Annotated in this window: 24 protein-coding genes, 1 tRNA gene, 1 other RNA gene and 1 pseudogene; 10 read left to right on the top strand and 17 right to left on the bottom strand. The window is 71.6% G+C overall.

What is annotated here, in order from left to right; translation table 11 throughout:
- Positions 1-9: 9 nt before the first annotated feature.
- From nuoK to ACWIFB_RS07740, 12 genes are all read right to left on the bottom strand, one after another.
- Positions 10-309, bottom strand: coding sequence for an NADH-quinone oxidoreductase subunit NuoK (gene nuoK, locus ACWIFB_RS07795; protein WP_230931117.1), 300 nt, complete (start codon positions 307-309; stop codon positions 10-12).
- Positions 306-1,112, bottom strand: coding sequence for an NADH-quinone oxidoreductase subunit J (locus tag ACWIFB_RS07790; protein ID WP_452100107.1), 807 nt, complete (start codon positions 1,110-1,112; stop codon positions 306-308). Before ACWIFB_RS07790 ends, nuoK begins: the two co-directional genes overlap by 4 nt.
- Entirely contained in the window at positions 1,112-1,660 is a 549-nt protein-coding gene (gene nuoI, locus ACWIFB_RS07785) for an NADH-quinone oxidoreductase subunit NuoI (RefSeq protein ID WP_452100123.1), read from the bottom strand. The genes ACWIFB_RS07790 and nuoI overlap by 1 nt, the downstream gene beginning before the upstream one ends.
- A 1-nt stretch (position 1,661) precedes the next feature.
- A complete protein-coding gene (nuoH, locus tag ACWIFB_RS07780) occupies positions 1,662-3,035 on the bottom strand; it encodes an NADH-quinone oxidoreductase subunit NuoH (RefSeq protein ID WP_454057879.1) in 1,374 nt (457 codons plus the stop codon).
- Positions 3,032-5,500: an NADH-quinone oxidoreductase subunit G gene (locus ACWIFB_RS07775; protein WP_454057878.1), complete on the bottom strand. Its 2,469-nt coding sequence runs from the start codon at positions 5,498-5,500 to the stop codon at positions 3,032-3,034. The genes nuoH and ACWIFB_RS07775 overlap by 4 nt, the downstream gene beginning before the upstream one ends.
- The gene (nuoF, locus tag ACWIFB_RS07770; protein ID WP_454057877.1) at positions 5,497-6,849 is read right to left on the bottom strand and encodes an NADH-quinone oxidoreductase subunit NuoF; all 1,353 of its coding nucleotides are present in this window, start codon (positions 6,847-6,849) and stop codon (positions 5,497-5,499) included. Before nuoF ends, ACWIFB_RS07775 begins: the two co-directional genes overlap by 4 nt.
- Before the next feature lies 1 nt (position 6,850).
- Positions 6,851-7,651, bottom strand: a complete 801-nt coding sequence (gene nuoE / locus ACWIFB_RS07765; RefSeq protein WP_454057876.1) for an NADH-quinone oxidoreductase subunit NuoE — start codon at positions 7,649-7,651, stop codon at positions 6,851-6,853.
- Positions 7,648-8,997 carry an NADH dehydrogenase (quinone) subunit D gene (gene nuoD, locus ACWIFB_RS07760; RefSeq protein WP_454057875.1) on the bottom strand — a complete coding sequence of 450 codons (1,350 nt, stop codon included), beginning with the start codon at positions 8,995-8,997 and terminating at the stop codon, positions 7,648-7,650. Before nuoD ends, nuoE begins: the two co-directional genes overlap by 4 nt.
- A complete protein-coding gene (locus tag ACWIFB_RS07755; protein ID WP_454057947.1) occupies positions 8,994-9,632 on the bottom strand; it encodes an NADH-quinone oxidoreductase subunit C in 639 nt (212 codons plus the stop codon). The genes nuoD and ACWIFB_RS07755 overlap by 4 nt, the downstream gene beginning before the upstream one ends.
- Before the next feature lie 155 nt (positions 9,633-9,787).
- Positions 9,788-10,342, bottom strand: a complete 555-nt coding sequence (locus ACWIFB_RS07750; protein ID WP_230931110.1) for a NuoB/complex I 20 kDa subunit family protein — start codon at positions 10,340-10,342, stop codon at positions 9,788-9,790.
- Between the two features lie 57 nt (positions 10,343-10,399).
- Entirely contained in the window at positions 10,400-10,759 is a 360-nt protein-coding gene (locus tag ACWIFB_RS07745) for an NADH-quinone oxidoreductase subunit A (protein WP_230931109.1), read from the bottom strand.
- Positions 10,760-10,957: 198 nt separating this feature from the next.
- Positions 10,958-11,374, bottom strand: coding sequence for a hypothetical protein (locus ACWIFB_RS07740; RefSeq protein WP_452100101.1), 417 nt, complete (start codon positions 11,372-11,374; stop codon positions 10,958-10,960).
- 145 nt (positions 11,375-11,519) lie between these two features.
- Here ACWIFB_RS07740 and ACWIFB_RS07735 point away from each other — a divergent pair, with 145 nt between their 5' ends.
- Genes ACWIFB_RS07735 through ACWIFB_RS07725 form a run of 3 tightly spaced genes read left to right on the top strand, consistent with a single transcriptional unit; the run spans position 11,520 to position 13,770 of the window.
- Complete coding sequence (locus ACWIFB_RS07735; RefSeq protein ID WP_452100100.1) at positions 11,520-11,906, top strand: hypothetical protein; 387 nt, start codon at positions 11,520-11,522, stop codon at positions 11,904-11,906.
- Positions 11,903-12,496 carry a hypothetical protein gene (locus ACWIFB_RS07730; protein ID WP_454057874.1) on the top strand — a complete coding sequence of 198 codons (594 nt, stop codon included), beginning with the start codon at positions 11,903-11,905 and terminating at the stop codon, positions 12,494-12,496. Before ACWIFB_RS07735 ends, ACWIFB_RS07730 begins: the two co-directional genes overlap by 4 nt.
- Positions 12,493-13,770 carry a PEP/pyruvate-binding domain-containing protein gene (locus tag ACWIFB_RS07725; protein WP_454057873.1) on the top strand — a complete coding sequence of 426 codons (1,278 nt, stop codon included), beginning with the start codon at positions 12,493-12,495 and terminating at the stop codon, positions 13,768-13,770. The genes ACWIFB_RS07730 and ACWIFB_RS07725 overlap by 4 nt, the downstream gene beginning before the upstream one ends.
- 42 nt (positions 13,771-13,812) lie before the next feature.
- On the opposite strand, the gene ACWIFB_RS07720 is transcribed toward ACWIFB_RS07725, so the two are convergent.
- Positions 13,813-13,900 (bottom strand) — tRNA-Ser (locus ACWIFB_RS07720).
- Between the two features lie 141 nt (positions 13,901-14,041).
- Between ACWIFB_RS07720 and ffs the strand changes: the two genes are divergently transcribed.
- The 5 genes and pseudogenes from ffs to recR all read left to right on the top strand — a co-directional run.
- Positions 14,042-14,136: signal recognition particle sRNA small type (gene ffs / locus ACWIFB_RS07715), an RNA gene on the top strand.
- A gap of 51 nt (positions 14,137-14,187) precedes the next feature.
- Positions 14,188-15,456 carry an aminotransferase class I/II-fold pyridoxal phosphate-dependent enzyme gene (locus ACWIFB_RS07710; protein WP_452100121.1) on the top strand — a complete coding sequence of 423 codons (1,269 nt, stop codon included), beginning with the start codon at positions 14,188-14,190 and terminating at the stop codon, positions 15,454-15,456.
- Between the two features lie 528 nt (positions 15,457-15,984).
- On the top strand, positions 15,985-18,627 hold the full coding sequence (locus tag ACWIFB_RS07705) for a DNA polymerase III subunit gamma and tau (RefSeq protein WP_454057872.1): 2,643 nt from the start codon (positions 15,985-15,987) through the stop codon (positions 18,625-18,627).
- 125 nt (positions 18,628-18,752) lie between these two features.
- Positions 18,753-19,088, top strand: a complete 336-nt coding sequence (locus ACWIFB_RS07700; RefSeq protein WP_344992187.1) for a YbaB/EbfC family nucleoid-associated protein — start codon at positions 18,753-18,755, stop codon at positions 19,086-19,088.
- 81 nt (positions 19,089-19,169) lie between these two features.
- Positions 19,170-19,775: pseudogene (recR, locus tag ACWIFB_RS07695) on the top strand (recombination mediator RecR); the annotation flags it as partial.
- Positions 19,776-19,952: 177 nt separating this feature from the next.
- On the opposite strand, the gene ACWIFB_RS07690 reads toward recR, so the two are convergent.
- The 3 genes from ACWIFB_RS07690 to ACWIFB_RS07680 form a co-directional block, all read right to left on the bottom strand.
- Positions 19,953-20,882 (bottom strand): amidohydrolase family protein, encoded by a 930-nt coding sequence (locus ACWIFB_RS07690; RefSeq protein WP_452100096.1) that lies wholly within the window; start codon positions 20,880-20,882, stop codon positions 19,953-19,955.
- Between the two features lie 102 nt (positions 20,883-20,984).
- Positions 20,985-21,869, bottom strand: coding sequence for a type 1 glutamine amidotransferase (locus ACWIFB_RS07685; RefSeq protein WP_452100095.1), 885 nt, complete (start codon positions 21,867-21,869; stop codon positions 20,985-20,987).
- A complete protein-coding gene (locus tag ACWIFB_RS07680; protein ID WP_452100094.1) occupies positions 21,866-23,215 on the bottom strand; it encodes a MurT ligase domain-containing protein in 1,350 nt (449 codons plus the stop codon). The genes ACWIFB_RS07685 and ACWIFB_RS07680 overlap by 4 nt, the downstream gene beginning before the upstream one ends.
- Positions 23,216-23,330: 115 nt before the next feature.
- On the opposite strand from ACWIFB_RS07680, the gene ACWIFB_RS07675 reads away from it, so the two are divergent.
- Together ACWIFB_RS07675 and ACWIFB_RS07670 are read left to right on the top strand one after the other, a co-directional pair.
- Positions 23,331-24,740, top strand: a complete 1,410-nt coding sequence (locus tag ACWIFB_RS07675) for a TrkH family potassium uptake protein (RefSeq protein WP_454057871.1) — start codon at positions 23,331-23,333, stop codon at positions 24,738-24,740.
- Between the two features lie 30 nt (positions 24,741-24,770).
- Positions 24,771-25,448, top strand: coding sequence for a potassium channel family protein (locus tag ACWIFB_RS07670; protein WP_454057870.1), 678 nt, complete (start codon positions 24,771-24,773; stop codon positions 25,446-25,448).
- A 5-nt stretch (positions 25,449-25,453) separates the two neighbouring features.
- On the opposite strand, the gene ACWIFB_RS07665 is transcribed toward ACWIFB_RS07670, so the two are convergent.
- Complete coding sequence (locus ACWIFB_RS07665) at positions 25,454-26,524, bottom strand: serine hydrolase (protein ID WP_454057869.1); 1,071 nt, start codon at positions 26,522-26,524, stop codon at positions 25,454-25,456.
- Positions 26,525-26,605 lie beyond the last annotated feature (81 nt).

Genomic DNA, 26,605 nt, shown 5'->3' with positions numbered 1-26,605 from the left:
GTCGTCCCCCTAGTACCTCAGTAGGTCGGCGTCGTCGACCGACGCCGACCTGCGCGAACGGTAGATGGACATGATGATCGCCAGCCCGATCACGACCTCCGCGGCGGCGACCACCATGACGAAGAACGCGATGACCTGGCCCGTGACGTCGCCGTGCATCCGCGCGAACGTCACCAGCGCGAGGTTGGTGGCGTTGAGCATCAACTCGATGCACATGAAGACCACGATCGCGTTGCGGCGCAGCAGGAAGCCGGCGGCGCCGATCGTGAACAGGATCGCGGACAGGTAGAGGTAATACTCGGGGCTCATCGCCGCGCACCGCCTCGGCGGCCCCGCGCGCGGGGCCCGGCCGCCTCGCCGGCGCCGGACCCGCCCGCCTCGCCGGACTCCAGCTCGCCGCCGGCCGCCGCACGATCGCTGTGCCGGCGCAGCACGTCGCTGACCGAGTCGGGGGCGTCGGAGCCGTCGGGCAGTCGGGCGGGCTGGTCGGCGGCGTTGCGCCGCGCGTACACGCCCGGGCTGGGCAGCGGGGTGACGCGGGCGGAGTCGTCGCGCTGCCAGTCGAGGAACCGCTGCTCGGACAGCTGTCGCTGGGTCAGCCGGCCGGTGAACCGCTCGCGGTGCGCCAGCACCATGGCGCCGAGAGTGGCGATGATGAGCAGCACGCCGGTCAGCTCGAACGCCCACACGTGCCGCGTGAACAGCAGCTCGGCGAGTGCGGGCACGTCCTGATGGTCGGGCCCGAAGCCGGCGAACGGCCCCAGCTGCGCCCGCGCCAGGCCGGTGGCCAGCAGGATGCCGAACCCGAGCCCCGCCACGATCGCCGCGACCCGGTGCCCGCGGATCCGCTCGACCAGCGAGTCCGAGGACTCCACGCCGATGAGCATCACCACGAACAGGAACAGCATCATCACCGCGCCCGTGTAGACCACGATCTGCCCCACCCCCAGGAACACCGCACCCTGCGCCATGTACATCACCGCCAGCGACACCATGGTCGCCGCCAGGCACAGCGCCGAGTAGACGGCCTTGGTCGCCGAGACCACGCCCAGCGCCCCGGCCACCGCGATCACCGCGAGGACCCAGAACAGCACCGACTCGCCGCCGGACATCAGCTCGCCTCCCCGTCGTACGGCTCGCCCTGCTCGGGCGCGGAGCCGGTGATCTCGCCGCGGTAGTAGTCGCCGTGGTCGGCGCCCGGGTACAGGTCGTGCGGCGCCGGGACCATGCCGGTGCGCAGCGGCGCGAGCAGGTCGTCCTTGGTGTAGATGAGGTCGGTGCGGTTGTCGTCGGCCATCTCGTAGTCGTTCGTCATGGTCAGCGCGCGGGTCGGGCACGCCTCGACGCACAGCCCGCAGCCGATGCAGCGCAGGTAGTTGATCTGGTAGTTCCGTCCGTACCGCTCGCCGGGGGAGTAGCGCTCTTCGGCGGTGTTGTCCGCGCCCTCGACGAAGATCGCATCCGCCGGGCACGCCCACGCGCACAGCTCACAGCCGATGCACTTCTCGAGCCCGTCGGCGTACCGGTTGAGCTGGTGTCGCCCGTGGTAGCGGGGCGCGACCGGCACCTTCTCCTCGGGGTACTGCTCGGTGTGGGCGGGCTTGAACATCGTCCCGAACGTCACCCCGAACCCGGCGAGGGGCTCGAGGAACCTGGGCACCTCAGGCATGGCGGGCCTCCTTGGTCGGCGGCGTGGCGAAGCGCTGGTGGGGGAGCGGGGGGACGGGGAAGCCGCCGGCGGTGGGGTTGAACGGGGCCGGGTCGAATGAGGTCGGGTCGAACGGGGACGGGTCGGAGGCGCCGGAGCCGACGGCGGAGGTGGCCGGGCCGGGTCGGGGGCCGTCGTGCGCGGCGCCGCGTCGGGAAAGGACACGCCTGACGACGACGATGACGGCCACCGCGGCCAGTCCCGCGATCACCATGGCGGGCGTCAGCAGCGCCGACTCCGGGCCGACGATCACCCGGATGGCGGCCACCACCATCACCCAGGCCAGGGAGACGGGGATGAGCACCTTCCAGCCGAAGGCCATGAACTGGTCGTAGCGCAGGCGCGGGAGGGTGGCGCGCAGCCACATGAACACGAACAGGAAGCCCCACACCTTGATGACGAACCACAACAGCGCCCACCATCCGGAGTCGGCGCCGGGGAGGAGGGAGAACGGCAGCGGGGCCCGCCAGCCGCCCAGGAACAGGGTCGCGGCGAGGGCGGAGACCGTGGTCATGTTGACGTACTCGGCGAGCATGAACATCGCGAACCGCAGCGACGAGTACTCGGTGTGGAAGCCGCCCACGAGCTCACCCTCGGCCTCGGGCAGGTCGAAGGGGGCGCGGTTGGTCTCGCCGACCATCGAGATCACGTAGATGCAGAACGACGGCAGCAGCAGGAACACGAACCACACCCGCGACTGCGCGTCGACGATCCCCGAGGTGGACATGGTGCCGGCGAACAGGAACACGCCCACGAAGGACAGCGCCATGGCGATCTCGTAGCTGATCACCTGGGCCGTGGACCTCAGGCCGCCGAGCAGCGGGTACGTGGAGCCGGACGACCAGCCGGCCAGCACGATCCCGTACACGCCGATCGAGGTCACGGCGAGGATGTAGAGCACGCCCACGTGCAGGTCGGTGAGCTGGAGCGGGGTCCGGTGGCCGAGGATCGAGACCTCCGGTCCGAAGGGGATCACGGCGAACGCCATGAATGCCGGGATCACCGCGATGACCGGGGCGAGCAGGAAGATCGGCTTGTCGACGCCCTTGGGGATCAGCCCCTCCTTGAGGGCGATCTTCACGCCGTCGGCCAGGCTCTGCAGGATGCCGAACGGGCCGACGCGGTTGGGGCCGATCCGCATCTGCATCCAGGCGAGGATCTTGCGCTCGAGGTAGATCGCCGCGAGCACGGTCACCACCAGGAACACGAACACCCCGAGCACCTTGACCAGCACGAGCCACCACGGGTCCGTGCCGAACGCGGTCAGGTCGGCGCTCGTCGTCGCGAGTTCCGAGCCGGTCGCGGCGAGCAGGTGCGGGCGGGTCATGACGCCCCCTCCCCGGCGGTGTCGTCCGGCGTGTCGCCTCCGGCCGCGATGTCCACGAGGTCGCCGGCGGCCGACCCGAGCGTGACGCCCACCGCCGAGCCCGGCGAGTTCTGCGGCAGCCACACCACGCGGTCCGGCATCTCGGTGACGGCCAGCGGCAGGGTGATCGCGCCGCGGTCGGTCGAGACGGTCACCGGCTGGTCGTCGACGGCCCCGATCTCGGCCGCGGTGCCCGGCGACATCCGCGCGACCGGGCGGCGCGCGGTTCCGGCCAGATGCGGCTCCCCGTCCTGGAGGCGGCCGGCGTCGAGGAGCATCCGCCAGGTGGCCAGCACGGCCTGCCCTCGTTCTGGAGCGGTGCCGGCGTGCGGCTGCGAGGCATCGGTGCGCGCCTGTGCATCTGCGCGCGCGGATGCCGGGCTGAGGGCCTCGCGCACGGCGGCCATCTCCCGGCGTGCGGACTCGACGTCCTGCAGGCCGAACCAGGCGCCCGTCTCCTCGGCGAGGGCATTGAGGACACGCAGATCGGGCATCGCATCGGTGCCGGTCAGCGCGGCGGCGAACGGGCGCGGGCGGCCCTCCCAGGTCAGGTAGGTGCCGGACTTCTCGGCGGTGGGCGCGATGGGCAGGACCACGTCCGCGCGGTCGGTGATCTCGCTTCGGCGCAGCTCGATGCTCACCACGAACCCGGCGGACTCGACGGCGGCGAGGGCGGCGGCCGGGTCGGGCAGGTCCGCGGCCTCGACCCCCGCGATGAGCAGCGCGTCGAGTTCGCCCGCGGCGGCGGCCTCGAGCTGCTCGGTGGTGGCGCGGCCGGGAGCGGTGGGCAGCTCGTCGCAACGCCACAGCTCCGCGAGCGCGTGGCGGGCGGCGGCGTCGGTCACGGGCCGGCCTCCCGGCAGCAGGCCCGGCAGACACCCGGCTTCGAGGGCACCGCGCTCGCCGGCGCGGCGGGGGACCCAGGCCAGGCGGGCGCCGGTGGCGTCGGCGAGCGCGGCCGCGGCGGGCAGGCCGCCCGGGATCGCGCCGAGGCGTTCGCCGACCATGATCACCGCGCCGGGCCGGCGCAGCAGGGTGGAGAGCACGTCGTGGTCTGGTTCGGCGGCGGCGAGTGCGTTGAGGACCTGTGGCTCGACGCCGGGGACGGTCGGCAGCAGGGTGGCATCGGTCTTGAGCACCGCCGGGGAGGCGAAGGGCGCGATAGCGAACACCGGCAGGCCGAGGTCGCGGGCGCAGCGGCGCAGCCGCAGGAAAACGATCGGCGACTCCTCCTCCGGGTCGAAACCCACGAGCAGGACGACCGGGGCCGTCTCGAGATCGGAGTAGGTGACCGCGGCCGGCGGGCCGCCACCGGGCGCCCGGCCGACCACGCGCTCGGCGAGGAAATCAGCCTCCTCGGCGCTGTGGTGGCGGGCCCGGAAGTCGATGTCGTTGGTGTTCAGGACGGCCCGCGCGAACTTGGCGTACGCGTAGGCGTCCTCGGCCGTCAGTCGCCCGCCGGCCAGCACTCCCGTCCGGCCGCGGGCCGCGGCGAGCCCCTCCGCGGCGACCGCCAGCGCGGTCGACCAGGGCACCGGCACCAGGCCGCCGCCCTCGCCGCGGATCATCGGCGTGGTGAGGCGATCACGAGCGCGTGCGTAGGTGAACGCCCAGCGGCCCTTGTCGCAGTTCCACTCCTCGTTGACCTCGGGATCGTTGCCGGCCAGGCGGCGGAGCACCTTCCCGCGGCGGTGGTCGGTGCGCTGGCCGCAGCCGCTCGCGCAGTGCTCGCACACGGCCGGGCTGGAGACCAGGTCGAAGGGGCGGGCGCGGAACCGGTAGGCGGCGCCGGTGAGGGCGCCGACCGGGCAGATCTGGACGGTGTTGCCGGAGAAGTAGGACTCGAAGCCCTCCTCGCCGTACACGCCGACCTGCTGCTGGGCGCCGCGCTCGAACAGGTCGAGGAGCGGATCGCCGGCGATCTGCTCGGAGAAGCGCGTGCAGCGCGCGCACATCACGCAGCGCTCGCGGTCGAGCAGCACCTGCGAGGACAGGGACAGCGGCTTGGGGAACGTGCGCTTGACCTCGGTGAACCGCGACAGCGCGTGCCCGCTGGACAGGGCCTGGTTCTGCAGTGGACACTCGCCGCCCTTGTCGCAGACCGGGCAGTCGAGCGGGTGGTTGATCAGCAACAGCTCCATCACGCCGCGCTGCGCCTTGTCGGCGACCTCGGAGGTGGCCTGAGTGCGCACCACCATGTCCGGGGTGACCGGGGTGGTGCACGAGGTGACCGGCTTCGGCGCGCCCTCCACCTCGACGATGCACTGACGGCACGCCCCGGCGGGCTCGAGCAGCGGGTGGTCGCAGAAGCGGGGGATCTCCACGCCCATCCGCTCGGCGGCCCGGATGATCAGCGTGCCCTTGGGGACCGACACCTCGCGGCCGTCGATCGTCAACGTGACCTGCTCGTCAGCGGGCGGGGTCATCGGGGCACCTCCCCGGCGCCGGCGGTGGCGCGATCGGCGAACACGGTGGAGCGACGGTGGTCGAACGGGCAGCCGCCGGGGATGTGGGCCAGGTACTCGTCGCGGAACAGGCGGATCGACGACATGATCGGGGTGGCCGCGGCGTCGCCGAGGGCGCAGAACGACTTGCCGAAGACGTTGTCGGAGATGTCCAGCAGCCTCTCGATGTCGTCTTCCCTCGCGGTGCCGTCCTCGAGCCGCTGCATGATCTGCGTGAGCCAGTAGGTGCCCTCGCGGCAGGGCGTGCACTTGCCGCAGGACTCGTGGGCGTAGAACTCGGACCACCGGAGCACCGCCCGCACGACGCACGTGGTGTCGTCGAAGATCTGCAGCGCCTTGGTGCCGAGCATCGTGCCCTCGGCCGCGCAGCCCTCGTAGTCCAGCGGCATGTCCAGGTGGGCATCGGTGAGGATCGGGGTCGACGAACCGCCGGGGGTCCAGAACTTCAGGGTGTGGCCCTCGCGGATCCCGCCGGCCAGCTCCAGCAGCTCACGCAGTGTGATGCCCAGCGGCGCCTCGTACTGTCCGGGCCGGGTGACGTGCCCGGACAGCGAGTACAGGGTGAAGCCGGGCGATTTCTCCGAGCCCATCGACCGGAACCACTCGGGGCCGTGCTGCAGGATCGACGGCACGCTCGCGATGGACTCGACGTTGTTCACCACGGTGGGGCAGGCGTAGAGGCCCTCGACGGCGGGGAACGGCGGGCGCAGCCGGGGCTGGCCCCGCCGCCCCTCGAGCGAGTCGAGCAGCGCGGTCTCCTCGCCGCAGATGTAGGCCCCGGCCCCGGCGTGGACGACCAGTTCCAGGTCGAACCCGCTGCCGAGGATGTTCTCGCCGAGGTAACCGGCCTCGTATGCCTCGGCCGCCGCGGCCTGCAGCCGCCGCAGCACCGGCACCACCTCGCCGCGCAGGTAGATGAACGCGTGCGAGGCGCGGATCGCGTACGCGGCGATGATCACGCCCTCGATCAGCACGTGCGGCGTCGCCAGCATCAGCGGCATGTCCTTGCAGGTGCCGGGCTCGGACTCGTCGGCGTTGACCACCAGGTAGTGCGGCTTGGCTGCCGGCCCGTCGGGGTCCGCGGGGCCGTCGTCCGGTTGCTGGGGGATGAAGCTCCACTTGCGCCCGGTCGGGAAGCCGGCGCCACCGCGCCCGCGCAGGCCGGCGTCGAGGACGGTGGAGGTCACCGCGTCGGGATCGGTGGCCAGCGCCGCGCGCAGGCCCGCGTAGCCGTCGTGCGCGAGATAGGTATCCAGCGTCCAGCTGGACGGGGCGTCCCAGTAGCGGCTGAGGTACGGCGCGAGTGCCATGTCAGGCCTCCTCGTCCGGGGTGGGGGCGGTGTCGTCGCGTGTGGGCCCGCCGGGTTCGGGCGCGCGCATGTCGTGCTCGCGCGCGATGCGCAGTCCGGCCAGGGTGGCCTCGCCGGGCGCGCCGTCGTTCGCGCCGGGGCGGGGGTCGGGGAAGCCGGCGAGGATCCGGGAGGTCTGCCGGAACGTGCACAGCGGGGCGCCGCGCGTGGGCGTCACGGTCCTGCCGGCGCGCAGGTCGTCGACGACGCGCCGCGCCTCCTCGGGCGTCTGGTCGTCGAAGAACTCCCAGTTCACCATCACCACCGGCGCGTAGTCGCAGGCCGCGTTGCACTCGATCCGTTCGAGCGTGACGCGCCCGTCGTCGGTGGTGCCGGGCCCGTCGAGGCCCAGGTGGTCGGCGAGGTCGGCGTAGATCTCGTCGCCGCCCATCACCGCGCAGAGGGTGTTGGTGCACACCCCGACGAGGTAGTCGCCCGTTGGCGTGCGTCGGTACATGGAGTAGAAGGTGGCCACCGCCATGACCTCGGCGGGGGAGAGGTCGACGACGACGGCGCAGAACTCGATCCCGGCCGGGGTCAGGTACCCGTCCTCCGCCTGGACCAGATGCAGCAGCGGCAGCAGCGCCGAGCGGGCCTGCGGATACCGGGAGACGATGTGATCGGCGTCGGCCCGGAGGCGGCCCCGCACGTCGGCGGGGTACGCGCGGCGGGCGTCCGGCCGGACGACCTCGCCGGGTTCGTCGGCCAGGCGGCCGAACTGGAGGAACACCGGCTCGCCGCGGGACTGCTGCGGAGTGCTCATCGGTCCACCCCTCCCATCACGGGGTCGATGCTGGCCACGGAGGCGATCACGTCGGCGATCATCCCGCCCTCGCACATGGCGGCGACGGCCTGCAGGTTGGTGAACGACGGGTCGCGGTAGTGCACCCGGTACGGGCGGGTGCCACCGTCGGAGACCATGTGCACGCCCAGCTCGCCGCGCGGCGACTCGACCGGCACGTACACCTGGCCGGGCGGCACGGGGAAGCCCTCGGTGACCAGCTTGAAGTGGTGGATCAGCGCCTCCATGGAGCTGTCCATGATGTGGCGGATGTGCTCCTGGGAGTTGCCGAGGCCGTCGGGGCCGACCTTGAGCTGGGCGGGCCAGGCGATCTTGGGGTCGTCGACCATCACCGGGCCGGGGGCGAGCCGGTCCAGGCACTGCTCGACGATCTTCAGTGACTCCTTCATCTCGTCGATGCGGATGACGAAGCGGTCGTAGCAGTCGCTGGCAGACCCTGTGACCACGTCGAACTCGTAGTTCTCGTAGCCGCAGTAGGGATCGGAGCGGCGCACGTCGTGCGGCAGGCCGGTCGCGCGCAGGACCGGGCCGGTCACGCCGAGGGCCATGCAGCCGGTCAGGTCCAGGTAGCCGATGCCGGACAACCGCATCTTCCAGATGGGGTTCTCCCGCAGCAGCAGTTCCATCTCGCGGATCCGCCCCGGCAGCACCTCGAGCAGGTCGCGGACCATGGGCACGGCCTCGTCGGGCAGGTCCTGCACCACCCCGCCCGGCCGGACGTAGGCATGGTTCATCCGCAGCCCGCTGATCACCTCGAACACGTCGAGGATCAGCTCGCGATCGCGGAACCCGAACAGCATCGGGGTGGTGGCGCCCAGTTCCATGCCGGCCGTGGCCACCGCGACCAGGTGGGAGGCGATGCGGTTGAGCTCCATGAGCATCACCCGGATCACCGACGCCCGCTCGGGGACCCGGTCGGTGATCCCGAGCAGCTTCTCCACCCCGAGGCAGTAGGCCACCTCGTTGAAGAACGGCGACAGGTAGTCCATGCGGGTGACGAAGGTGACGCCCTGGGTCCAGTAGCGGAACTCGAGGTTCTTCTCGATCCCCGTGTGCAGGTAGCCGATCCCACAGCGGGCCTGCGTGACCGTCTCGCCCTCGATCTCGAGGATCAACCGCAGCACCCCGTGGGTCGACGGGTGCTGCGGGCCCATGTTGACCACGATGCGGTCGTCGTCGGCATTGCGCGCGGCGGCGCTGATCGCGTCCCAGTCCTGCCCGGAGGCGGTGAGGATCGTGTCGGAGGCGTCGCTGCCCGGGCCGGCGGAGCGGCGGGTGCGGCGCGCGCGGGTGCGGTCGGTGCTCATGAGTACGCCCTCCGCTCGTCCGGCGGCGGCACGGTCGCGCCCTTGTACTGCACCGGGATGCCGCCCAGCGGGTAGTCCTTGCGCTGCGGGTGGCCCTCCCAGTCGTCCGGCATCTCGATCCGGGTCAGCGACGGATGACCGTCGAAGATCACGCCGAAGAAGTCGTAGGTCTCCCGCTCGTGCCAGTCCGTCGTGGGATACACGCGGGTCAGCGACGGGACGTGCGGGTCCGAATCCGGGGCGCTGGTCTCCAGCATCACGCGGCGGTTGTGGGTGATGGACTGCAGCGGATACACCACGTGCAGCTCTCGGCCGGTCGCGTCCGGGTAGTGCACCCCGCTGGCGCCCAGCGACATCTCGAACCGCAGCGCGGGATCATCCCGCAGCGTCCGCGCCACCGTCGCCAGGTGCTCCCGCACCACGTGCAGGGTCAGCTGGCCGGCGTGGACCACGACCCGCTCGACGGCCTCGTCGAAGCCCGGCCCGCCCTGCCGCCGCAGGGCTGCCGTGAGGCCCTCGATGACGGCGTTGTCGTCGTCGTTCTCATACGGCGGTTCCGACCCGCCCGGCAGTGCCGTCGGGCGGACCAGGCCGCCGAACCCCGACGTGTCCCCCGACCCGCGGACGCCGAACATGCCGCGGCGCTCGCCGACCAGTTCCGGCCCTGCGCGGTGCGCATCGGGCACCGCGAACTCACCGGTTGTAGAGGGGGCGTCGCGGCGGCCGGGTACACCACGTCGGTCGGGCGCGTCACGGAGCTCCGGTGGGTCGCCGCGGTCCGGGTTGTCCGTCATCGGAACATCCCCTCAACCGGGATCAACGGGCGCTCGTCCAGGGCGGCCTGCTCGGCGGCCTTCACCGCCTCCACCCGGTTGACGCCCAGCGGCATCGACTCGATCTTGGTGTGCAGCGTGAGGATGGCGTGCATGAGCATCTCCGGGCGCGGTGGGCAGCCGGGCAGGTAGATGTCGACGGGCACGATGTGGTCGACGCCCTGGACGATCGCGTAGTTGTTGAACATCCCGCCGGACGACGCGCACACGCCCATCGCCAGCACCCACTTGGGCTCGGCCATCTGGTCGTATACCTGGCGCAGCACCGGGGCCATCTTCTGACTCACCCGGCCCGCGACGATCATCAGGTCCGCCTGGCGCGGCGAGGCGCGGAACACCTCCGTGCCGAAACGCGCCAGGTCGTAGCGGCCGCCACTGGTGGCCATCATCTCGATCGCGCAGCACGCCAGCCCGAACGTGGCCGGCCACAGCGACCCCTTGCGGAAGTATCCGGCGAGCTGCTCGACCGTGGTCAGCAGGAACCCGGCCGGCACCTTCTCCTCGAGTCCCATGGCCGTGCTCCTTTCCCGTATCTCGCGTGCGTCCGCGCGTGTCGCGGACGCTGCCGGCTAGTCCCAGCTCAGCCCGCCGCGGCGCCACTCGTAGGCGTAGGCGACGGAGACGTTGACGACGAACAGGGCCATCGCGGCCAGGCCGAACAGGCCCAGTTCGTCGAAGTAGACGGCCCACGGGTACAGGAAGAGGATCTCGATGCCGAAGATGATGAAGAGCATCGCGGTGAGGTAGTACTTCACCGGGAAACGGCCGCCGCCCGCCGGCTGCGGGGTGGGCTGGATGCCGCACTCGTAGGCCTCGACCTTGGCCCGGTTGAAGCGGCTCGGCCCCGCCAGTGACGAGACGAACGACGAGAACACGGCGAACGCGACGGCCAGGCCCCCGAGGACCAGAATGGGCACATACTCGTTCACGTCGGTGTCACTCCCTCGCGCCTGGTCGAGGGCGTGCCTGTGGGCACACCTCTCCTGCAACCGCAGGGGGTCCGGGCGGCCTGTCGTGGTGGGTTCTCCAGGGCCCCGTCTCCCCGGTGATCCGGTTCTCACCGGTCACTGACTGTGACTCTACTCACATAGCTTCGACGGGTGTCGGCACTTCGGGCAGACCGCGTGTCAGGGGTGCGGTCGGGACCCGGTGAGGAGGCCGTTGACCGTGTCGCGCAGCGTCAGTGGGTCGATCGGGTGGGCGACGGAGGCGTCCGCGCGGGACCAGTCCGCGAGCCAGCGGTCGTCGGCACGGCCGATCAGGACGAGGATCGGCGGGCAGTTGTCGAGCTCGTCGCGCAGCTGCTTGGCCAGGCCCAGGCCGCCGGTGGGGGCGGCCTCGCCGTCGAGGATCGCCAGATCGACCCCGCCGGCGTCCAGGTGGGCGATCGCGGCCGGGGAGGTGGCCACCTCGACGTGGTCCAGTCGCGGCAGATCCGGGTGCGGGCGCGTGCCCAGGGCGGAGATGACGCGGCCGCGGGTACTGGCGTCGTTGCTGTAGACGAGCACGCGAAGCGCGACGTCCGGGGCCGTGGTCTCCGTCACGGTCGTAATGCTACCGAGGTGGGCGCGCGCCGGAGCCGGGTTGCGGGTCGGGAGGGCGTGCAACTCGGCCGGGCTCGCACCCGGGCCCGTACCACCATCTCAACGACTTGTTGACAATGAGGCGTTGATGCCCCAACGTGGGTGTATGGATTCCAGGGGCGAGACGGACGAGGCCACGACGGTGGAGGTGGCGCGGCAGCAGCTGCTCGACGCGGGGGCTGACGCGCTGCCGCGACAACCGTGGCAGCCGCACCGGGCGGCGCCCGACGACGTGACGCTGCTGCGCTTCGCAGTCCGCCACGCCAATTCCGCGGTGGGCCAGGCCTCACATGACGACATCCGCGCCGCGCTCGCCCTGATCGAGACCGCACGTGAGGATCTGGACGCCCTCGAGTCCGCGCTGATCCTCATCGCACGCGCAGAAGGGCTGACCTGGCCGGACATCGCGCGCCAGCTGCGGGTCCGCACACCACAGGCCGCGCAGCAGCGGTTCCGTCGGGTGAGCGATCGGGCGAACGAGGTGGGTGGGTGACGGGCGCTGCCGACTTCCCGGTACTGCACGCCATCAGGCTCGGAGGATTCAGTTCCTCGGCCCAGGTCGGCGAGCGGGCGATGCTCCCCGGGCCGACCGCCGAGGAGGCCCTTCGCGGACTGGAGCGTAAGAGCCTGGTCGAGTTCGTGGAGTTCGCCGGATCCGGCGGTTGGGTCCTCACCGAGCATGGCCGTGGGCGCGACGCGGCGCTGCACGCCGACGAGATGTCGGTGCCCGGAGTGCGTCAGCTCGTCGAGGAGGGCGCGGCGGAATTCGAGCGGGTCAATCCCCGGATGGTGCGAACGGTCACCGAATGGCAGCTGGCGACGCCCGCCGGCCGGGTCGCGGCGCGGGGCCGCACGGTCGCAGAACTCGACGAGCTCTACCTGGAACTCGACGAGCTGATTGTCCGGCTCGTACCCGCGGTGCCGCGGTACGGGCGCTATCCCCGGCAGTTCGGGGCCGCCGCCGCGCGGGCCCGGGACGGCATCGACGACGCGATCGCCGGCGTCGGCACCCTGTCGTGCCACACGGTCTGGGCCGAACTCCACCAGGATTTCGTGTCCGGGCTGGGGCGGGAGCGCCGGTGAGCTCTGCCGTGGTCGACCTCGATGCCGCCTGCGGCCCGGAGGTCGGGGGTAAGGCGGCGCCGCTGGCGGAACTGCTGCGTGCCGGGTTCGACGTCCCACCCGGATTCGTGGTCCCCGTGTCCGTCTTCCGGGACGCGGTCGCCGGTCTCGGCATCGCCGGGCCGCCGCAGGAGGTCCGCGAGAAGCTCCTCGCCGCCGCGCTACCTCCCTCGGTCGACGGCGCCATCGCCCGCGCGCTTGACCGTCTCACCGGGCGATCGGCTTCGGGGTGCGTGGCGGTGCGCTCGTCGTCGTCATCGGAGGACACCGACCGGAGTTCGGCGGCGGGGCAGCACCACAGCGCGCTCGCCGTGCGGGGTCGCGTCGGGGTGCGCGACGCGATCCGGGCGTGCTGGGCGTCGACATGGGACGAGCGGGCCGTCGCCTATCGCGCGCTCGGGGCCCGCGGTGGTCGGGGCGGCCGCAGCGATGAGGGCGCCGGCGCGGACGCGGGGGAGATGGCCGTACTGGTGCAGGAGTGGGTCGACCCGCAGGTGTCCGGAGTGATGTTCACGTGGCCCGGGATGGCCGGCGGCACGGGTGCGGTCACGGTGATCGAGGCGGCGTGGGGGATCGGCGACGGGCTCGTCTCCGGGCGGGTGACCCCGGACTCCTGGACCGTCGACGGGACCGGCGTGCGCGCTCGTCGGATCGGGGCGAAGACCGAACGCGGTGATCGGGTCGGCGGGCGGATCGTGACCTCCCCGGTGCCCGCGGCGGACCGGGCCCGGCCGTGTCTCCGCGACCACGACGTGCGGACGCTGCACGCGCTCGGCGTCCGGATCTCGCAGGCGCTCGGTGGTCCCAGGGATGTGGAGTGGGCGCTCGAAGGCGACCGGATCCGGGTCCTCCAGGCGCGGCCGGTGACCGCGGAGTTGCCGGCCCCGGCGCCGCAGGCCCCGGGGCGAGATGTGCTGCGCGGGGTCGCCGGCGCGGCGGGGACGGCCACCGGACGTGTCCGTCACGTCCGGGGGCCGGCGGACTTTCGTCAGGTGAGGCCGGGGGACGTGCTCGTCTGCCGTGAGACCGATCCGGCGTGGACCCCGCTGTTCACCGTCGCGGCGGCGGTCATCACGGAGACCGGCGGGGTGCTCTCGCACGCGGCGATCGTGGCGCGGGAGGTGGGGATCCCGGCGGTGCTCGGGGTGGAGGCGGCGACGGCCCGACTCGCGGCGGACGCAGTGGTCCACATCGATGGGGATGCTGGGGCGATCACGCTGGTGGGCCCGAAATGAGAGACGCGGCCCGGGCTCGAGAGCTCCGGGCCGCGTCTGCGGCGGAGGATAGGGGATTTGAACCCCTGAGGGGCTATAAACCCCAACCCGCGTTCCAGGCGAGCGCCATAGGCCACTAGGCGAATCCTCCGTGGAGCACTTTACCCAGCCCGGTTAATCGGAGGCAAACCACGGCACGGCGGGCGTGGCGCGGGCGGCGCGTGGATGGCGGACGGGGCGCGTCGCGGGATGGGTCATGTGCGGGCTCGGGGGTCGCACCGCTAGACTCGTCCACGGACCCCGCGCGGCGTCCATCCTGTGAACTCCCCCAGGGCCGGAAGGCAGCAAGGGTCAGCGGGCTCTGGCGGGTGCGCGGGGTCCCCTTATATCTAGAGGGCACCACCATCACCCCAGTTGCCGAACCCGACGGAGGCCACCGTGGCGCTGTCCGATCTCTCCACCGCCGATCTCGCTCAGCTCGAGTCGCAACTGTTCTCGGAGTTTGACGCGCTGGCGGCCACAGGGCTGAGTCTGGATCTGACGCGCGGTAAGCCCTCGCCCGAGCAGCTCGATCTGTCCGAGCGCCTGCTCTCCCTGCCCGGCGAGGGCGACCACATGGCCGGTGGGACCGATGTGCGCAACTACGGCGGCGGTGCGGGTCTGCCCGAGTTGCGGTCGATCTTCGCCGAGCTGCTGGGCGTGGATGTGGACCGGGTGATCGCGCAGGACAACGCGAGCCTGTCGATCATGTACGACCTGCTGACGTTCGCCATGCTGTTCGGCACGCCCGACTCTCTCCGGCCCTGGAAGGACGAGCCGCAGCTGCGCTGGCTGTGCCCCGTTCCGGGTTACGACCGCCACTTCGGGATCACCGAGGCGCTGGGCATCGAGATGGTGCCGGTGCCGCTGGGCCCGACCGGTCCGGACATGGACGAGGTCGAGCGGCTCGTCGCGGAGGATCCGTCGATCAAGGGCATGTGGTGCGTGCCGATCTTCTCCAATCCCACGGGTGCGGTCTATGACGACCACACGGTCTCCCGCCTGGCCCGTATGGTCACCGCCGCCCCCGACTTCCGGGTGATCTGGGACAACGCCTACGTCGTCCACACGCTCACCAACGACTTCCCCAAGGTGCCGGACGTCGACACGATCGCCGCCGAGGCCGGGTACCCGAATCGCTTCCTGCAGGTCTGCTCGACCTCCAAGATCACCTTCGCCGGGGCGGGGGTGTCGTTCCTCTCCTCGTCCAGGGCGAACCTCGACTGGTACCTCGGCCACACCGGGATCCGGTCCATCGGCCCGAACAAGGTCAACCAGTTGGCGCACGCCCGGTTCTTCGGCGACGCCGACGGGGTTCGCGCGCACATGCTCAGGCACCGCGAGAGCGTCGCGCCGAAGTTCGAGGCCGCCGATGCCGCGCTGACCCGGCGGCTCGGTGAGTACGGCGTCGCGAGCTGGGTGATGCCCGAGGGTGGCTATTTCATCGATCTCGAGGTGGTCGACGGCGCCGCGACCGAGACCGTGCGCCTGGCCAAGGAGCTCGGCGTGGCCCTGACGCCCGCCGGGTCGGCCTACCCGTACGGCAACGATCCGGATGATCGCCACATCCGCCTGGCGCCGACCCTGCCGCCGCTGGTGGAGGTGGAGACCGCGATGGATGTCGTGGGGTTGTGCGTGCTGCTCGCCGCCTGCCGCGCTGCTGGCTGACCCGACAACCACGTCCTCCGGCGCGTGCAACAACCGGTCCGGCATCGTTACCGGTTCGGGGGCCAACTGTTGTCGGTGCGTCAGTTCGCGTGAGAGGTCGGCTCCCTCGGGGGTGACCTGCGCATCTCCGGCCCGGTGATCTGGGACACGTTATAAAAATCAACCGTGCCGGGACTGACGGGTGTCTGCGGTCTTGACGTGCGATAACTCCGCGGGGCCCGATTGTTGATCAGTCGTCAATAGGGTGAAGGCCTTGAACCCCTCGGGGCGGTCTGGTTGTATCAAACTCGTCCGAGCCGCACGGGTCGGGTGCCGGAGTGCAGCTGAGGGGCTGCGAGGGGCCGGCGCCAATGATCCGGTTCGGGAACCGCGCCGCGGGGTCTGAGGGGGCCTATCGCCGCGCGAGGGACGTCGGGAGGGGCTGCGCATGCGCGGCCCCTCCGGTCATTTCCCCGCATGCCACGTCGGCCGCATGGCCCGGTCGCCGTCCCCATCGTGGTTGTCAGACCCCCTCGGTACCCTCTAGGCGTGGCTCTCTATCGGAAGTATCGTCCCGCCTCGTTCGCCGAGGTCGTGGGGCAGGAGCACGTCACCGATCCGCTCTCGGTGGCGTTGTCCTCCGGTCGTATCAACCACGCCTACCTGTTCTCCGGGCCGCGCGGTTGCGGCAAGACCTCGTCCGCGCGGATCCTCGCCCGCTCGCTCAACTGCGTCCAGGGGCCCACGCCCGACCCGTGCGGTGAGTGCGATTCGTGCATCGCGCTCGCGCCCGGCGGCAACGGCACCCTGGATGTCACGGAGCTCGACGCGGCCAGCCACGGCGGCGTGGACGACACGCGCGACCTGCGTGAACGCGCGTTCTTCGCGCCGGCGTCCTCGCGGTACCGGGTGCTCATCATCGATGAGGCCCACATGGTCACCAACGCGGGTTTCAACGCGTTGCTCAAGATCGTGGAGGAGCCGCCGGAGCACCTCATCTTCATCTTCGCCACCACCGAGCCGGAGAAGGTCCTGCCGACCATCCGCTCGCGCACGCACCACTACCCGTTCCGGCTGCTCACGCCGTCGTCGATGCGCGGGCTGGTCGAGCGGATCAGCGAGCAGGAGGGCGTGAACGTCGACCCGACGGTGTTCCCGCTGGTCATCCGGGCCGGTGGAGGGTCGCCGCGAGACACCCTCAGCGTGCTGGACCAGCTGATGGCCGGCGCCGGGGACGAGGGAATCACCTACCCCCGGGCCGTCGCGCTGCTGGGCGCCACCGAGGTCGCGCTCATCGACGATTCCGTGGACGCGCTGGCGGCCGGGGACGGGGCCACGCTGTTCCGGACCGTTGACAAGGTGGTCGAGGCCGGACACGATCCGCGCCGGTTCGCGGCCGACCTTCTGCAGCGGCTGCGCGATCTGATCATGGTGCAGTCGGTGCCGCAGGCCATCGAGCGCGGGCTCGTCGACGCGCCTGTCGAGCAGGCGGACACGATGCGCCGCCAGGCCGAGAACATCGGGCCCGCCACGCTCGCCCGCTGTGCCGACATGGTGCACGAGGGGATGGCGTCGATGCGTGGGGCGACCTCGCCGCGGCTGTTGCTCGAGATCCTCTGCGCCAAGCTCTTGCTGCCGTCGGCGGATGATTCCGTGGCCGCGCTGCTCCAGCGAGTCGAGTCGCTCGAGGCTGGGCGGCCCGCCGTAGGGGGAGGTGCCCCGGCCGCCGCCGCGGGTGTCGGTGGTGGCGGAGGTTCCGCCCCGGGTGGGAGCGGGAGGCCTGACGACGACAACGCGGCCACGGCGCCCGCCGGTCACCCGCCCGTAGCGCAGTCCGCGGGGGCTGCGGCTCCCGCCGGAGGCCGGCCGAAGTTCGTCCGCCGGTCGCAGCAGCAGGCCGCCGATGCCGCGGCCGGCGCGACTGCGGTGACCCCGCCGACGGCGGTGCCCACTCCCACTCCGCCAGCTCCTGTGCCGCCTGCCGCTCCGGTCGCGCAGGCGACCGAGCCCGCTCCGACCACGCAGAGTCCCGAGCCTGCTCCGGCTACGCAGAGCCCCGAGCCCGAGCCTGCCGCAGAGCAGGCGCCGGGCCAGGCGCAGGCGCCCCGGGCTCCTGAGTCGCAGGCTCCAGCCGCTCAGGCAGAGCCCCCACAGCCGTCCGCCGAGCCCCGGGGTCCCGAGCCCGCGGCCGAGCCGGCTGCCGCTCCGAACCCCGCGGCGCCGGTGGTTCCCGGCGAATCCGTGGCGCAGCAGCAGGCCGACCACCAGACTCCGCACGACGCATCCCCGGCGGCAGCGCCGGCTGAGGAGCAGTCCGATGCTTCGCAGGCCGAGCAGGGGGCCGCACCGCCGTCTGCTCCGACGGACGATCCGTGGCGCGAGCAGCCCGCTGCGGGGCAGTTCCCGGCAGAGCAGCAGGCCCGGCCACAGCAGCCTGAGACGCCCGGGCAGTCACCTCAGGCGGGCGCCGCTCCGCAGCCCGCCCCGCCCGCGGCACCTGCTACAGAACCGGCCCCGGCAGAGTCGGCTTCCGCTGCTCCCGCTGCTGCCGACGCGCGCACAGGCGCGGGTCTTGAGGCCGAGGACATCCGCCGTGCCTGGCCCGCCATCCGTGATGCCGTGCGTAAGCGGACCAGGACCGTCGAGGTCATGCTCGCCGGCGCGACCGTGGCCGCGGTCAACGGCCGGATGATCCACCTGGTCCACGACTACGCACCGTTGGCCAAGCGACTGGCGCAGCCGCACAACGCCACCGCCATCACCGACTCGATCACCGAGGTCGTGGGTGGCGAGTGGACCATCGAGTGCACCTCCGGCAGTGTTCCCGCAGGTGGCGCAGCCCCCGCCACCGATCAGCCGGCGGCCAGGGGAGGCGCGGCAGGCCTGGCCGGCGGGGCTTCCGGAGCGCCCCCGCAGACCGAACCCCGGGGCTGGGAGCGTCGACTCCAGGGACGTACCGAGGGCCGATCCGGTGGCGGGCAGAGCGGGTACGACGACATCCCGCCGCCGCCCGAGGAGCCCGAACCGGAACCCGGCGAACCGGACGCGCCGCCAGCGGCGCCGATCTCCGAGGACGAGATGGTCGACGAGGCCCGCAGCAGCGGCCCGCAGAATCTCGACCACCGGACCGGTGAGGACATCGCGCTGGCACTGCTCAAGGAGCACCTCGGGGCCCGCCCGATCGACCGCTGACCCACCCGCGGCGGCGCGGGCACGGCACTGTGTCCGATCGGACGGTTACGCTGGGTGCCGACCGACCGGGGCCGACCCCGGGCAGGAACAGGCAGAGCCCAGTACACCGCCGAAAGGACCCCAAGATGCAGCCCGGACCCGACATGAACGCACTCCTCCAGCAGGCCCAGCAGATGCAGGCCCAGCTCGCCGAGGCGCAGCAGGAGATCGCCGCGAGCACGGTCGACGGCCAGGCCGGCGGCGGTCTCGTCACCGTCTCCATGCGCGGCACGGGTGAGGTCACCGGCGTGGCGATCGACCCGAAGGTCGTTGACCCGGAGGATGTCGACACCTTGCAGGACCTTCTCGTCGGCGCGTTCGGCGACGCTCACGTCAAGGTCCAGCAGCTCGCCGAGACCCGCCTCGGCCCGCTGGCCTCCGGCGGCGGCCTCGGTGACATGATGGGCGGCCTCGGAATGTGAGCCCGCGGGGCCCGGAATGTTCCGGGCCCCGCAACCCGACGGTGTTCTCGCCGCCGGGACAGCAAGATCACGGGAAGCGCGATGTACGAAGGACCGGTTCAGAATCTGATCGACGAGTTCGGCAAGCTGCCGGGCATCGGTCCGAAGTCGGCACAACGCCTGGCGTTCCACCTGCTGCAGGCCGAGCCGGAGTCGGTCGAGCGCCTCCGTTCGGCACTCCAGGCCGTCGTCGAGGGCGTCACCTACTGCGAGATCTGCGGCACCGTCGCCGCCGCCGAACGCTGCCGCATCTGCTCCGACCCCCGCCGCGACCCCAGCCTCGTGTGCGTCGTCGAAGAGCCCAAGGACATCGAGGCCATCGAGCGGACGCGCGAGTTCCACGGGCTGTACCACGTCCTCGGCGGCGCACTCGATCCCATCAACGGAATCGGACCCAACGAGTTGCGGATCGCCGGACTGATGCGCCGCGTCGGCCAGGAGTTCGAGGGTGCCGAGATCGCCGAGATCATCATCGCGACAGACCCCAACACCACGGGCGAGGCGACCAGCACGTACCTCGCCCGGCTGCTGCGTCCGTTCCCCGATCTCGTGGTGTCCCGCCTGGCCTCCGGCCTACCGATGGGGGCGGACCTCGAGTTCGCCGACGAGCTCACCCTGGGCAGCGCGCTGTCCGGGCGGCGCATCCTCTCCGGAACCCCCGGCCAGGCCGTCGCCCGCGCGGGCGGTGTCCTCCAGCCCGAACAGATGGACACCCCGCCCCGGTCGCCGGTCGCGTCGTCGGCTGAGTCGTCGGCAGCTCCCGCGGAGGCATCCGAGGAGGATTCGGGGACCGGCCCGGACATCAGCTACCCGGGCCGGGCCCCGTCAGAGGTCGAACAGCCGGGCGGCGTTTCCGTGCCACACCGCCCGTAGCCAGTCCTCGCCCAGCCCGAGCCCGATCAGGGCCTCGAGTTGCTCGGCGTACGGGTACGGGATATTCGGGAAGTCCGTCCCCAGCAGGATTTTGTCACCCAGGTCCGCGAGCCGTCCGCGTTCCGCCGGAGGGAACGGCAGGGTCTCCTCGACGAAGTCGGTGAACGCCATGGTCGTGTCCAGGTAGACGTTCGGGTACTTCTCGGTCAGATCCAGGAACTCCGAGTACTCGCCCATCCCCATGTGGGCGATGATCAGCGGCAGCGTCGGGAACCTCTCGAGCACCGCGGCGATCGGCTCCGGCCCCGTGAACGTCCCCGGCACCGGGCCGCCGCCACAGTGGATGACCGTCGGCACCTGCGCCTCGGTCAGCTGCCCCCACACCGGGTCGAGCAGCGGATCGCGAGGGTCGTACTCGCCCACCTGGATGTGGGACTTGAACACCCTCGTGCCGGCGTCGATCGCGTCGCGGACGTAGTCCCCGGCACTCGGCTCGGGAAAGAACGTCGACGTGTGCAGGCAGTCGGGGTGGCGGGACGCGAACTCCGCCGACCACGAATTGAGCCACGCGCCCATCTCCGGCTTGTGCGGGTAGAGCATCGACGAGAACGCCAGCACCCCGTAGGAGCGCAAACGCTCGACACGCGCGTCCTCGGCCTCCCGGTAGGTGATCGGCCACGGGCGGCCGATCTTCGGCCCGGCGGCACTGAAGTAATCCCACACCTTGTCCATCACGTTCTTCGGCATGAAGTGCGTGTGGACGTCGATGATGCCCGGCAGGCCCAGCGGCTCCCACAGCGCGCGCACCTGCGCTGCCTCGACCGCGGGATCGGGAGGGGTCACGGTGCCGGTAAGGGATGCTGGGCCGTGGTGATCACACATGTTCCAGAGGGTAGGTCAGCGCGGCTCAGCGGCACCCGGGATCGGTCACCCGGAGCGTCCGCTCACCCCCGTCGTCGATTCGAGCCGGGGCGGGCCGGCAGATCACCGCCGGGCGGCCGCCATGCGCTCGCGACGCAACTGTTCCACGGCGGCGATGTCGACGGACGGCAGCGAGTCCACGCCCAGCGCCCGGCACAGAAGTAGATCCGCCAGCTCGGGGTTCCGGGCGAGCGCGGGGCCGTGCATGTAGGTCGCGATGATCGATCCCTGCACCACGCCCTCGACCCGCTGGCCGGCGCCACGGCCGGAGGCGGCACCGTCAACGTCGGAAGAGTCGGCCGGGATGCCGTTGCCGACGCCGGAAATGACGCGGCCGAGCGGCTTGGCTGAAGGGCCGAGGACGGTGGCGCCCATGTGGTTCTCGAAACCCGTCAACGGCTGCGACAGCCCGTCGAGCTGCGGCTCGACCGCCAGTTCGCCGATCGACCGGCTCGCCTGCGGCGACGTGGTGATGTCGAGCAAGCCGAGGCCGGGCGCGCGGGAGCCGTCCGAGACGACGAACCACTCGCCGAACACCTGCATCCCGGCGCAGATCGCAAGCACCGGAGCGCCACGCTCGACCGCACGCTGCAGGCCGGGCGACCCGGTCAGGTGCCGGGAGGCCAACTTCTGTGCAGAGTCCTCTCCGCCGCCGACCGTGTAGAGATCGCAGGAGTCGGGGACTTCGTCGTCGAGGGTGATCCGCACGATTTCGGCGTCGTAGCCCCGCCACCGCAGACGCTGGCGCAGGACGAGGGAGTTGCCGTCGTCGCCGTAGGTTCCCATGACATCCGGCAACACCAGCCCGATCCGTACCGTCGACTCGGTGGGCCGCTGCGAGGCGGGGGAGACGGTGTCGAGCGGGGAGACGGTGGATGGCGAGGGGGCCGCGCCGGCGTCAGCTCCGCGGGCTTCGGCCGGGCGGGGAATGCTCTGGTCGTCGGTCATCGCTGCTGCTCCTTCGCGTCAGAGGCGGCGGGGCCGAATCCCGCCGCGGCGATCGCCCGGCCCAGGTCACGGAACGCCGTGTAGTTGGCCAGCACCTCGACCCGGCCGGCCGGGCACCGCCGGATCGCGGCCAGAGGATCCGGTTCGAGCACGTGGTCGATCCCGGCGTACGTCAGCCGAACCGAGAGATCGGCGGCGCGCTCACCCGAGGCGTACACGGACACGCCCTCGAAACTCTCGAAGCGCACGTCCCACAGCCAGGACAAGTCCACGCCGTCGCCGGTCTGACCGTTCACCGCGATCACCAGACCGTCGGCGGAGGTGTCGATCATGCCGAGCGCCTCCTGCCAGCCGGCCGGATTCTTGGCCAACAGCAGGTGCGCGGCGCGCCCGTCCACGTCCACGGTCGAGTAGCGGCCCGCGACGTCGTCGACGCCCTCCACCGCCCGCACGGCGGCGGCCGGGTCCGCACCCATCGCCACCGCCGCGGCCACGGCCTGGGCCGCGTTGCCGCGATTGGCCCGCCCCGGGATCGCCAGACGCATCGGCGCCGAGAACCCGTCCGGCCCGTGGATGGCCTCGTCGTCGACCCACCAGTCCGGCTCCGGCCGCGCGAACTCGCGCCCGTCCGGCAGCGGCGCCGTCGACCGCCAGCGCACCGCGCCAGTCCCATCGACGGTGCGGGTGATCGGCTCGCCGGTCCGCGGGCAGCTCACCGAGTCGCCCGACCACGGAGCGCCAGCGGCCACCCACACCACCGACGGATTGTCGTAGGCGATCGAGGTGATCATCACGTCGTCGCAGTTCGCGACCAGCGTGGCCTGCGGCTGCGCCGCGACCCCGGCCCGCAGCCGCCGCTCGATCGAGTTGATCTCCCCGACCCGGTCCAGCTGGTCGCGGCTCAGGTTGAGCAGCACGATCGCCTCGGGACGCGTGTTCTCCGCGACCGCCGGCGTGTGCAACTCGTCGACCTCGATCGCCGCCAGTCGGGCAGTGCGGTCGGCGCTCAGTGCCGACACGATCCCGGCGTCCATGTTGTCGCCATTGGCGTTGGACGCCACCGGGCCGGTGGTGGCGAGCGCGGCGGTGAGCATTCTCGTCGTCGTCGACTTGCCGTTGGTCCCCGTGACCAGCGCCGACCGCCGCCCTGCGGCGAGCTGCGCCATGAGGCCCGGATCGAGCTTGAGCGCGACCAGGCCGCCGATCATCCCGCCCGACCCGCGGCCCGACACCCGCGACGCCCACGTCGCCAGCCGGCTCGCCGCGACGGCCGCCCGGCCGCGCGCGGTCAGCGCCGTGGGGGGCGCGTCGGACAAGGCCGGGCGGGGGTGCGCGCGGGAACTCATGCGACGAGTCTAGGCAGGCGCGGCCGACAGACGGATGACCATTCCACCGTGCCCGCCACCGGCAGTGATCAGCATCACTCTACGACCGGTCGTGGGAGGACTACAGTCGTCGTTCGTGTCACCACACACGCCGGGCCCCCGGCGAATGACCGCGTCGCCCCGACCAGCCGGCACCGCGCTGGACGCGCGACGCCCGGCGCGCCTCGTGGTGGCGGGATTCCTCGCCGCCGCAGTACTGGGCACACTTCTGCTGATGCTGCCCGTCTCCTCGGCGGACGGCACCTGGACCGCGCCTCTTCCCGCGCTCTTCACCGCCACCTCCGCGGTCTGCGTGACCGGCCTGACGGTGGTCGACACGGCGGTGCACTGGTCGATCGTCGGCGACGTGGTGATCCTCCTTCTCATCCAGGTCGGTGGACTCGGCGTGATGACCCTGGCCACGCTGCTGGGCATGCTCGTGTCCGACCGCCTGGGCCTGCGGATGGGGTTGACGGTCCTCAGCGAACGCCGCGGCGAGCGACTGGGCGACCTGCGGCGCGTGATCCTCGGCATCCTGCGCACTGCGCTCGCGGTGGAGGCGGTCATTGCGCTCGTGCTCGCCGTGCGGTTCCACCTCAGCTACGACATGCACCCGGGCCGGGCCGCCTGGTTCGGCGTGTTCCACGCGGTCTCCGCCTTCAACAATGCCGGCTTCGGCCTGCGCTCGGACAATCTGATGTCCTACGCCACGGACCCGCTCGTGATCTGGCCCATCGCCGCGGCGATCGTCGTGGGAGGCCTCGGCTTCCCGGTGCTGCTCGAACTCCGTCGGCAGCTCGCCGGCCGGTACGAGACCGCTGGTGCGCGGCGCATGATCTCCGTCCACACCCGGCTCACCCTGGCCACGTACGGCGTGCTGATGGTGGTCGGAATCGTGGCGTTCGTGCTGTTGGAGTGGACCAATCAGCGGACGATCGGTGGGTGGCCGGTGATCGACAAGCTCACAGGTGCGGGCTTCCACGGGATCACCGTGCGCACGGCCGGTTTCAACACCCTCGACATCGCCCAGATGCGCACCCAGAGCTGGTTGGTCTCGGATGTCCTCATGTTCATCGGCGGCGGCAGTGCCGGTACGGCGGGCGGCATCAAGGTCACCACGTTCGCGCTGCTCGCCGTGCTGATCTGGTCGGAGGTACGCGGGGAGGCGAAGGTGCACGTCATGCGCCGGTCCGTCGCCCCCGACGTGCAGCGGCAGGCCGTCACCGTGGCGTTGCTGTCCGTCGGACTGGTCTTTGCCGCCACTCTCGCCTTGTCGATCATCACCGAGTACTCGCTGGACCAGATTCTCTTCGAGGTGATCTCCGCATTCGGCACGGTCGGCCTGACGACCGGCATCACCCCGTCGCTCCCAGGGGAGGCGCAGGCGCTGGTGATCCTGCTGATGTACATCGGCCGACTCGGCCCCATCACGCTGGCCACGAGCCTGGCCCTGCGCACCGTCCACCGCCACTACGACTACCCCGAGGACCGGGTCGTGGTCGGTTGACCCGGGCCGTCCCGCACGAAGGAGCACATGATGTTCGGACTTCCCAGACACGGCGGCGACCACGGTCGCGTCGCGGTGGTGGGTCTCGGTCGGTTCGGCACGGCCCTGGCGCGCACTCTTACCGAGCGCGGCATCGAGGTCCTGGCCATGGACGTCGACCCGAAGCAGGTGCAGGCCGTGGCCGACGTGCTCACCCACGCCGTGGTGGCCGACTCCACCGATGACGAGGCGCTGCGGCAGGCTGGCGTAGCCGACTACACGCACGCCGTCGTGGCGATCGGCTCGGACATCGAGGCGTCCATCCTCACCACCACTCTGCTCGCAGAGCTCGGCATCCCCGACATCTGGGCCAAGGCGGTCACCGCCACGCACGGCCGGATCCTCGACCGGGTGGGGGCCACGCACGTGGTGTTCCCCGAAGCGGAGATGGGCCGACGGGTGGGGAACATGGTCACCGCCTCGCTGTTGGACTACTCCCAGGTCGACGACGAGCTGGCCCTGGCAAAGACCCATCCACCGGACCGACTGCTCGGGACGCCGATCGACACGGTCGCGCTGGAGGATCGCGAGGGGGTGCGGCTGGTGGCGCTCAAGCGAGACGCCGGGGGATACGCCGCGCCCGCCGAGGGCACGGTGCTCACACCGGGCGACGTGATGGTGGTGTGCGGGCCGCCGGACCGGGTCCGGGATTTCTCGACGCCCCGGTAGTCGGCTCAGAACCTCGCCGCACCGCCGAGTGCGTCCGCCACGTCGTAGGCGAGCTGCGACATCAGATGGTCGGGGGTGGAGTACATGCCGTCCGAGGTGCTGATCACCGCGACCGCGTACCGGCCACTCGCGGTGTTGATGACAGCGACGTCGTGCGACTCCGTGTCCGTCTCGCCGGTCTTGTTGGCCACCGAGCCCGACGGCAGGCGGTCCGGCAGCTTCCAGTTCCGCTCCTGCTGGAGCATCAGCGCCAGCACCTGCCGGGCCACCGCCGGGGTGGTCAGGGACTCGCCGGTCTCGGCGCGACCGTCGGCGGCCCGGACCAGCTCGTTGAGGTAGCCGACGCTGCCGAGCGCGCTCACCCGACTCCAGTCGCCGGTCCACTCGTAGGTGAACGCGCCGCCGGTGTGGAACTCGTCGGCCAACCCCACGCGGTCGGCGATGGCGTTGATCGCCTCGATCGGGGTGCCGACGTCGGGCGCCGTGGGTCCCTCGGCCGCCAGCTCGTACAACACGTTGGCGGCCTCGTTGTCCGAGACCGTGATGGCGTCCTCGAGCAGGTCCCCCAGCCGGCCGTATGGCGTCTCGGCCTCGGGATCGCCGCCCCACGCCTCGAGCGCGCCCACCGCGTAGGCCGCCTTGATGACGGAGGCGGCGTAGCGCGGCTCGTCGTTGCCGGCGCACTCCACCCGCTCGTCGGCAGAGTCGATGGCCAGCACACACGCCGCCAGTTCGAAGCCCTCGTCGCTTGCCTGCGCGACGGTTCCGGTCAGCAGCGGGCGCACGTCGGCCCACCCGACGGGCAGCCACCGCACGGCGTGGGAGGTGTCCTCGACCCTGCCGTCCGGCGCGGCGCGCTCGGCGGCCGGAACGACGCCCGACCCCCGCGGATGTGCGGCCTGCGACGAGCCCGAGGAGGCGCCGGGAGCGGTCGCGGCGACCCCCAGCAGGGCGGCCAGGCACACCAGCAGATACGCGCCGACCACCCCGACGATCCAGCTGCGGGTGCGGCGGCGCGCCCGTGCCGGGGCATCGCGCAGGAGGGCCGCAGGGGTGTTCGACCGGTACCGCGACACGGCGTCCTCCTGAGCCCGGGCCGGACGTGAGGCCGCCGGCGCTGATCGATCGGCGTCGAGACTAGCCAACGCGTCCGACAT

This window comes from Dietzia sp. NPDC055340 (assembly GCF_053645335.1).
This window is presented reverse-complemented; position numbering and strand designations above follow the sequence as displayed.